Here is an 8,645-nt window from a genome sequence, read left to right as displayed (position 1 = left end):
TTGTCGAACACGCGCGTGCACGACAGAAAGTCCGTAATCGGCATCATCTGTCCTTGCTACCGCCTACGTCACGCTCCTACTTCAACGTGCAAAGCTGAGTACAGAAGTAGTCGACAGATCACCGACCACATTGCTCCGATATCCCCGATTTTCACACCTATAACCGCAATAGTGGAATTTGTACGCAGTGCGTTGAGTTATATCAGTCACAGATAGACACCCATGACCATACCTACCAGATACGTTTTGTATAGTGGAGGTCCAGGACCCTATACATATATCTAAAACTATATTATGTAGAACCCCTCGGTTTTTGTATTATTTAATCCAGTCGAGTTGGAGGTGAGCAGGCGCCATCCTGTCTGACATACTGCGATAGTCTCCGGTAGCGGAAGGTTAAATACCGAAACGCGGCCACTGGAAGCCAGGAATGGCAACGCCAGTACCGCTCCAGGCGATCGACAGCTTTCTGCTGAAATATAACGTCGGAGACGCGCTCCTGCTGGTTTTCGGCCTCGCACTCGTTGCCGCGCTGGTCGTCCGCTCGCGGAAGGTGCTGGCGCTACAGTCGGGATTGTTCGGCATCATCTTCGTTGCGACACCGGCGTCAGTGCTCGTCGCAGCCGAAAACAGCCTGCTGAGCGAACCCCTCGCGTACAAATCATTCGGGCTCGTGCTCGTGTTCGCCGCCCCGCTGCTTTACATGACCGCCCGGAAGTGACAATACCTACGTTCTACCGATTCACTCGAGTTTGCCGAGCGCTGCGAAGAAGTCAAGCGGTGGACCAGCGACGCGGACGCTCTCGTCGGCGAGTCCGAGCGTGACCCGTGATGGGGTTTCGATGTCTTCCGAGACGCGCCCGTCGGTGACGACGGTCGCGCCGTCGTCGCCTTCGACGTGGATCGTGATCTCGCTGTCTTCCTCGACGACGAGCGGCGGCATCTCGAGTTCCGCGGCCATCTCGGTGACGACCAGGGCGTCGACGTTCGGATGGACGAGCGGCCCGGCTTCGCTGAGATTGTACGCGGTGCTTCCGGTCGGTGTCGCAACGAGGACGCCGTCTGCGTGACCGCTGGTGTAGAGCGAGCCATCGATGCGGACAGTGACGCCGATCCCATTGCCGTGGCCGCGCTGTGGCCCCTGGATGACGACCTCGTTGAGCGATGGCGGGAGCGTCCAGTCCTCGCCGCTGGCCTGCACGCGGGATATCTCTCTGGTCGGCGTCTCTCCGTCCTCGCGGAGATCGTCGACGACGTCGTGGATCGTTTCGATGGCGTCATCGGGCGCGATCGCGTTCAGAAAGCCCACTTCGCCGAGGTTGACGCCCATGATCGGCGTGTCGCCGACGCCGCGGGCCGCATAGAGGAACGTCCCATCGCCCCCGATACTCACGACCAGATCGCACGTGTCGAGTTCTTCGATCGCGATTGCGTCGGGTTCGAACCGCTCGTTACCACTCGGTCCGTAGCCGCGGCCCCGCTGTTCGGAGAGTGCCTCCGCCGTCACCGAGTCGACCAGCACCGCCACGTCGTCGTCGAGGAAGCTACGACCGATAGCTTCGACAAGCGATTGTGCACGTGGATTCCCTTTCTGACCGACGATCCCGAGTTGCATACCAGCGGAAGTTGACAGCCCCGACCAATAAAGCCACGCGAACCGCGCCCGTCGCACGGATAACTTTAATTCGGCGAGGCATAATAGAGGGGTATGGCCAACGGCCGTGGTGTCCGTGGATGAGCGACGACGACTGGTTCGAGAGCGCGTTCGATGACGAGGAAGATACCGCCGAAGGTGCGTTCGAGAGCGAAGAAGAGACCACCGGAAGTGCGTTCGAGAGCGAAGAAGATGCTGCGTTCGATGATGAGAGCGCCGACACGGACGCCCAAGGCCGTGCAGGCGCGACCGCGGCCAGCAGCGCGGACGCATTCGCCGATAGCGACACGGACGGGACGGGGGATCGAGAACCGTTCGAAAGCGACAGCGACCCGTTCGTGTCCGAGGAATCCGATCCGGACGGGTCGCTGTTCGACGACGATTTCGCGAGTGCGATGCGCAGCGCCGGTCCAGGGGACGAAAGCGGCACCGAGGACTTCGAAAACGAAGAATTCGAGTCGGAGCTACCCCGAATCGACCTGGGGATTTCAGGTCTCGACGACATGATCCAGGGCGGTGTCCCGGAACGGCACCTGATGGTCACGATCGGGGCTCCCGGAACCGGGAAAACGACGTTCGGACTGCAGTTTCTCTATCACGGACTCCAGCAGGGGGACAACGCCGTGTTCATCACGCTCGAGCAGAGCCGGCAGGCGATTCTCGATACCGCAAACGAGCGGGGTTGGGAGTTCGATCGCTACGAACGCGAGGACGACCTGGCGATCGTCGACCTCGATCCGGTCGAAATGGCAAACAGCCTGGACAACATCCGCGGAGAACTCCCGCAACTGATCCGGGAGTTCGACGCCGAGCGACTCGTGTTAGACTCGGTGTCGCTACTGGAGATGATGTACGACGACCAGGCCAAGCGTCGGACGGAAGTGTTCGATTTCACTCGCTCGCTCAAGCAGGCCGGCGTCACGACGATGCTCACCAGCGAGGCCAGTGAGGACAACCCCTACGCCTCCCGGCACGGGATCATCGAGTATCTGACTGACGCCGTGTTCGTCCTCCAGTACGTGCGGGGAGACACACAGGAGACGCGCCTGGCGGTCGAGATCCAGAAGATCCGCAACGCCAACCACTCCCGTGCGACCAAACCCTACAATATCACGCTTGATGGTATCGACGTCTACCAGCAAGCCAGTATTTTCTAGAAACTTGTTTGGCGGGGGAGTGCGTACGGCGGCGACAATGGAACTGGAGTCGGTTCCCGGCGTTGGCGCCAAGACAGCCGAGGCGCTCGCGAGTCTCGAGGACGCCGAACGAGCACTGGCGGAGGGCGACGTGACGACGCTCGCCCGCGCACCGGGAATCAGCGAGAGCCGGGCAGCCAGGATCGCCCGCGCCGCGATACGGACACGACACGACGATCACGGCGACTTCCTCGCGACCGACCGCACGCACGAAATCTACCGCGAGACGCTCGGACTCCTGCAAGAACGGACCGTCACGGACGACGCCGCGGCTCGCCTGCGGACGCTCTATCCCAGTGCCGCCACGAGTCGCATCCGGGAAGTCCGGGCGTTCACCCGTGAGGCGCTGTCACGGGAGCCCGATCCAGCCGTCCTCGAAGCACTCGAAGGCGTCAAACCGCTCGAGACGCCAGACGACGTCCGCGTTCGCGACCGGTGTCTCGTGACCGGCGACGCCGAGCGCTACGCCGAAGCCCGCGACGCGATCCCGGAAGTCAGCATCGAAGTCGTCGACGACGCCCGCCAGCTCGCCGAACTCGCCCGTAGTTACGCGACGGTTATCGTCCTCGCCGAGGCGTTCGCCGGCGTCGACGTCGAGGGTGACGTCCGGGTGCAGCCGGACGCACTCGATCAGCCCGCGGAGGTCGTCCCGGAACGGACACTGTCGTTTTTCGCCACGAACCGCGAGCCGCTGCAGGCCGCGATCGCTGTCCACCGGGCCGCGGATCTGGAGTCGCCCTGTGACCTGGACGCGCTCGAATCGGCGCTTGCGATGCTCGACAAGGACGGGACGCCCCGCGGTGACGACGAACTCGACCGGCTCGCGACCGCCGTCGACGACCTCGACGCGGCCGTTGCGACTGCCGAGTCAGTCGCGAACGATCACCTGCGGGAAGCGATCGAAGAACGCGACGTGACCATCGAGGGCACGGACCTGCTCTCGCTGGTCGAACGCGGCGCGGGCGTCGATTCGCTGCTTTCGCGGGAGTTGGCCGACGAGTACGACGCGGCAGTCGCAGCCGCTCGCGACCACCTGGTCGACGCCCTGGGGCTGGAAGACACCGAAGCCATCGCCCGACGGGCGTTCCCCGACGAGCCGACCTATCCGGTCGAGCACACCGAATCGGTCGTCGCTCGTCTGCGCGAGGAGCTGACGACCGCCCGCGACCGGCGTGCGACCCGCCTCAAGCGGGACCTCGCGGGCGACCTGGCTGACCTCAGGCCGGCCGCCCGCGATCTGGTCAACGCTGCGCTCGAACTCGACGTGGAACTCGCCGTCGCCCGGTTCGCAGAGGACTTCGATTGCACCCTGCCCGTGATCGACTCGCTGGGAGCGCCCGAGAACGGGTCCCCTCCGCCGGAGCCAGACGCCATGGTCGGAGGGGGTATCGCGATCGAGGGCGGCCGATCGCCGCTTCTGGACGTGCCATTCGAGGGGGTCGAGCCGGTCGACTATTACGTCTCCGGGGTTGCCCTGCTCTCGGGTGTCAACAGCGGCGGCAAGACCTCGACGCTCGACCTCATCGCGCTGGTCGTCGTGCTAGCCCACATGGGACTGCCCGTGCCGGCCGACGCCGCGCGCGTCCAGCGGATCGACGAACTCCACTACTATGCAAAGACTCAAGGGACACTGGATGCCGGTGCCTTCGAGTCGACGCTGCGGGAATTCGGCGACCTGGTGACCGGCGTCGCCGAGGATCGCGAGACGCTCGTCCTCGTCGACGAACTGGAGAGCATCACCGAACCCGGCGCGAGCGCGAACATCATGGCCGGGATCCTCGAAGCGCTTTCGGCGCGGGGCGCGACTGCCGTGTTCGTCTCCCACCTGGCTGGCGAGATCCGGGACGTCGCGAGCATCGACATCGCCGTCGACGGGATCGAAGCGGTCGGGCTGGAAGACGGCGAGCTTATCGTCGACCGTTCGCCGGTGAAGGGCACACTCGCCCGATCGACCCCCGAGTTGATCGTCGAGAAGCTGGCCGCGGACGGCGACGGCTTTTACGAACGGTTGCTGGAGAAGTTCGAGCAGTGAATGCCGTAGAGAAACGGGCCGACCGTCGACGGACGGCGACTGACTATGGCTTCACGAGGATCTTCACTTGGTCGCTGTCGGGATCGATGAGACGCTCGAAGCCCTCATCGGTGATGTCGTCGAGCTCGATCCGGTCAGTGATGAGCGGATCGGGGTCGAACCGGCCGTCCTCGAGCATGTCGATGACCATGCCGAACTCCTCGGCCGAGCGGGGCCCGCCCTGATAGGCGATCGAGCCGACGATCGAGCGCTCGGGGATGACAAGGTCGTTCGGCTGGGTCTCGACGCCCTCCTCGAAGATGCTGACTTCCGCGACGCGCCCGCCGGGGCGCGTGCTGTTTATCGCCTGGTTGTACGTCGCCTCGACGCCGGCGACGTCAAAGGCGATGTCCACGCCTTCGCCGGTCTCGGCGCGGATCGCTTCGAGAGCGTCTTCCTCGGTCGGGTCGATCAGCACGTCCGCGCCGCACGCCTCGGCACGCTCGCGTCGCCGGTCGCGCGGCTCCGAGACGATGATCGGCCCGGCACCGGCGGCTCGCAGAGCCTGAATCTGGCAGAGCCCGATCGGGCCGCTCCCGAACACAGCGACAGAGTCGCCAGGCGAGACGTCGGCGACGCGTGCAGCGTGCAGCGCGACCGCCAGCGGTTCGACGAGTGCGCCGTGTTCGACCGGCATGTCCCCGAGCGGAACGGCCTGCTCGGCGTCGACGACGACGTTCTCGGCGAACCCGCCGTTCGAGGCAAGCCCGGTGAACCCGAGCGACTCACAGCGGTGATACTCGCCGGCCTCACAGCGAGGGCACTCTCCACAGTAGATGATCGGGTTAACTGCGACGGCGTCTCCCTCCGAGAGGTCGGTGACCTCCGATCCGACCTCCGAGATCGTGCCGCTGAACTCGTGGCCCATCGTGAGCGGTGCCTGTGCGCCCGAGACGGGGTGCGGTGCGTCACCAGGAACGAAGATCGGTCCGGCGGTGTACTCGTGGAGATCCGACCCACAGATCCCGCAGGCTTCGACGTCGATCCGAACTTCCTCCGGACCGACTGCGTCCGGTTCGACGTCTTCGACGCGGATGTCCTCCTGACCGTAATATCTGGCTGCGTCCATGCACACTGAGATCGAACTCGCACCGGTATAACCGGACGAGTGTTTCCCAGGACGCGAATCTCCCGCAGGTATTTTAAGGTAGTTCGGGCCGATATAGGAAATAGTCTGATTTATCGCCAGGAATCTGTTGTCGTCCTCGCTGTTCGCGGGTCGCTCCGCTCCCCGCTCGCCTATGTCGAGGTTCTTTGCTTCGCTCAGAACCTCGCTGTTCGCGGGCCGCTCCGCTCCCCGCTCGCCTATGTCGAGGTTCTTTGCTTCGCTCAGAACCTCGCTGTTCGCGGGTCGCTCCGCTCCCCGCTCGCTTATGTCGAGGCTCTTCGCTCCGCTCAGAGCCTCGCTACTCACGGCTTTGGCGGATCCCCATCGTAGGCGTCCAGGTCGTTGTAGAAGTTCAACAGCCCGAACTTCAGCTTCTCGGGGTCGACGTCGATCATCTCCGCGCGCTCTTCGGGCGGAAAGGTCCCGCGAACGGCGTACTCGCGCATCTCGATCTCTGCGTCGCGGGTGTAGCGCCTGTCGACGAGGATCCGCGCCCCGAAATCGGTCGGCGATCGCACGACCCGCCCCAGCGCCTGGCGGGTCTTCCGAACGGTCGGGATCTCGACGGCGTACCGCCAGCCCGCGCCCTCGTCGGCGTCGGGCCCCTCGCCGCCGAAGGCCACCTGGTAGGCGTCCTGAACAGCGTCCATCCGGTCGTCCAGGTGCGGATACGGTACGCCGACGACCACGACCGTCCGGGCGTCGTCGCCGTCGTAGCTGACGCCCTCGGTGAGCGTCCCCCACAGCGAGGAAAAAAGCACGCCGTTCTCGCCATCGGTGAACTCCTCGCGCAACTCGTTGGCCGGCGTGGCCGGTTCGTCGAGATACCGCTTCGCGTCGGTGTCGACCCGGTGGTAGTACCGTTCGGCCTCGGCGTAACTCGGGAAGAAGGCAAGCGTGTTCCCCGGCGTGAAGCGGATCACGTCCTCCAGGACCTGTGTGACAGCGTCCTGCGTAGCCGGGTCGTCGCGCTCGCTGGCGAACAGCGCAGGCGCTTGCACGGCGTAGGTCCGGCGACGCTCCTCGGGGAACTGCGCGCCGTAGGCCATCGTCTCCGGGTCGGTCAGTCCGAGCACGTCCTCGGTCACCTCGAAGGGTCGCAGCGTCGCACTCATCAGTACCGCCGCGTGCAGATCACCGAACAGCGACCGAGTGACGCGCTCGGGGATACACGTGTACAACTCGGCGCGACCGTAGATCTCCCCGGCGGAACCGTCACCGAGACCGTCCTGTCCGTCGTCAGCCTTCTTACGAACGCTTATAACTGGATACATCCCCTGGCTGTCGCTGTCGTCGAACCACGCTTCGAGGAACGTCGCCGCCTGCAGAGTCTGACACTCCTTTCGAACGGTGGTCTCGCCGTCCTTGTAGGCCTCCTCATAGCGCTGGTCGAGTTCCTGTCCGAGTTCAAGTGCCCGTTCCAGTTCTTCCCGGTAGCCGGGACCGGTATACGCCCGGAGGAACGACAGCGTCAGATCGTCCTTGCGGTCCTCGTTGGCGATCGGCAGATCTGTCCACTGGTCGTCGACTTCCGCTTCCCGAACCGTACCGGGACCCATCGTCTCCCCGTAGGTCGTTTCGAGGGCGTCTCGATAGGTCCTGATGACGTTCCGAGCGGCCTCGACGCGCGGGTCGTCGGTCTCTTCGAGTTCGTCGAGCGCCTGCCCGAGCGTGTTCTCGGTGAGTGTCCGGCGGGCGTGCTCGCGCGCGGCGTCCTCGACGTTGTGTGCCTCGTCGAAGACCGCGATGACGTCCTCGGGGTCGCGACCCAGCCACCGGAAGAACTGCTCGCGGATCATCGGATCCAGCAGGTGGTGGTAGTTCGCTACTACCAGATCGACCCCGTCCATGCCCTCCTTGAGGAGTTCGTACCCGCACAGTCCCTGCCGGTCGGCGTACGCGTAGATGTCGTCGGGCGTGCGGACATCGTCGTACAGCCAGGCGTAGAACTCGTCAGTGTCGGCGGTCAGGTTCCGGTAATAGTGCTCGCAGGTCGCCTGATCCTCGAACTCGGAGAGGTCGTCCTCGATCGCATCGAGATCGTTCATGACGGCCGAACGTGCCTCGGCAGCCTCGCTCTCGCCGGCCTGGCTGGCGTCCAGCAGTTCCCGCTGACGCCGTTCTAGCTCGGCCCGTTCCCGTTCGAGTTCGACCTGCTCGCGGGTCGTGTCCCGCAGGGCCTGACACTCCTCGTAGCCGACGTCGATGTGACACATCGAGGCCTTGCCGCGGAAGACGAGCGCCCGGAGGTCTTCCGTCTGTGCGATGGCACTGGCCTCTTCAATGAACTGCCGTGTCTGCTGGTGAACGTTCGTCGTGATGACGACGGTCTTGTCCGTCTCACGGCCGTACTCCAGTGCCGGCGTCAGCGACGCCAGTGTCTTGCCCGTCCCGCAGGCCCCCTCGAAGAGCACGTCTCGACCGTCCCCGAGCGCGTCGTAAATCCGCCCCATCGCTTCCCGCTGGTGGTCGTAGGGCTGCTCGTAGGGGAAAAACCGGAGGTACGACGGCTCTGTTGCCACACCGGTAGGTTCGCAACTCGCAGGCAAAAACGTTCGCCCACCGGGGCGAAAGTGATCGTCAACGGGAGCGATCACGTTCGACACGGGTTAGTTT

At 64.3% G+C, this 8,645-nt stretch carries 6 protein-coding genes; 3 read left to right on the top strand and 3 right to left on the bottom strand.

The features are described 5' to 3' along the window. Positions 1-430 precede the first annotated feature (430 nt). The gene (locus tag OB916_RS07340) at positions 431-721 is read left to right on the top strand and encodes a hypothetical protein (RefSeq protein ID WP_315908646.1); all 291 of its coding nucleotides are present in this window, start codon (positions 431-433) and stop codon (positions 719-721) included. Positions 722-742: 21 nt separating this feature from the next. Here the strand turns inward: OB916_RS07340 and OB916_RS07335 are convergent, their stop codons facing one another. Continuing rightward, positions 743-1,615: an NAD(+)/NADH kinase gene (locus OB916_RS07335; RefSeq protein WP_315908645.1), complete on the bottom strand. Its 873-nt coding sequence runs from the start codon at positions 1,613-1,615 to the stop codon at positions 743-745. 119 nt (positions 1,616-1,734) lie between these two features. Here OB916_RS07335 and OB916_RS07330 point away from each other — a divergent pair, with 119 nt between their 5' ends. Together OB916_RS07330 and OB916_RS07325 are read left to right on the top strand one after the other, a co-directional pair. Beyond that, positions 1,735-2,811 carry a KaiC domain-containing protein gene (locus OB916_RS07330; RefSeq protein WP_315908644.1) on the top strand — a complete coding sequence of 359 codons (1,077 nt, stop codon included), beginning with the start codon at positions 1,735-1,737 and terminating at the stop codon, positions 2,809-2,811. Between the two features lie 37 nt (positions 2,812-2,848). Continuing rightward, positions 2,849-4,882 (top strand): helix-hairpin-helix domain-containing protein, encoded by a 2,034-nt coding sequence (locus OB916_RS07325; protein ID WP_315908643.1) that lies wholly within the window; start codon positions 2,849-2,851, stop codon positions 4,880-4,882. A 43-nt stretch (positions 4,883-4,925) separates the two neighbouring features. Here the strand turns inward: OB916_RS07325 and OB916_RS07320 are convergent, their stop codons facing one another. Both OB916_RS07320 and OB916_RS07315 read right to left on the bottom strand, forming a co-directional pair. Then, positions 4,926-5,990 (bottom strand): 2,3-butanediol dehydrogenase, encoded by a 1,065-nt coding sequence (locus tag OB916_RS07320; protein ID WP_315908642.1) that lies wholly within the window; start codon positions 5,988-5,990, stop codon positions 4,926-4,928. Between the two features lie 341 nt (positions 5,991-6,331). Next, positions 6,332-8,551, bottom strand: coding sequence for an ATP-dependent DNA helicase (locus OB916_RS07315; protein WP_390884051.1), 2,220 nt, complete (start codon positions 8,549-8,551; stop codon positions 6,332-6,334). Between the last annotated feature and the right edge of the window lie 94 nt (positions 8,552-8,645).

The organism is Halapricum hydrolyticum (assembly GCF_025517535.1).
In the GTDB taxonomy this organism is placed as follows: Archaea; Halobacteriota; Halobacteria; order Halobacteriales; family Haloarculaceae; genus Halapricum; species Halapricum hydrolyticum.
This window is presented reverse-complemented; position numbering and strand designations above follow the sequence as displayed.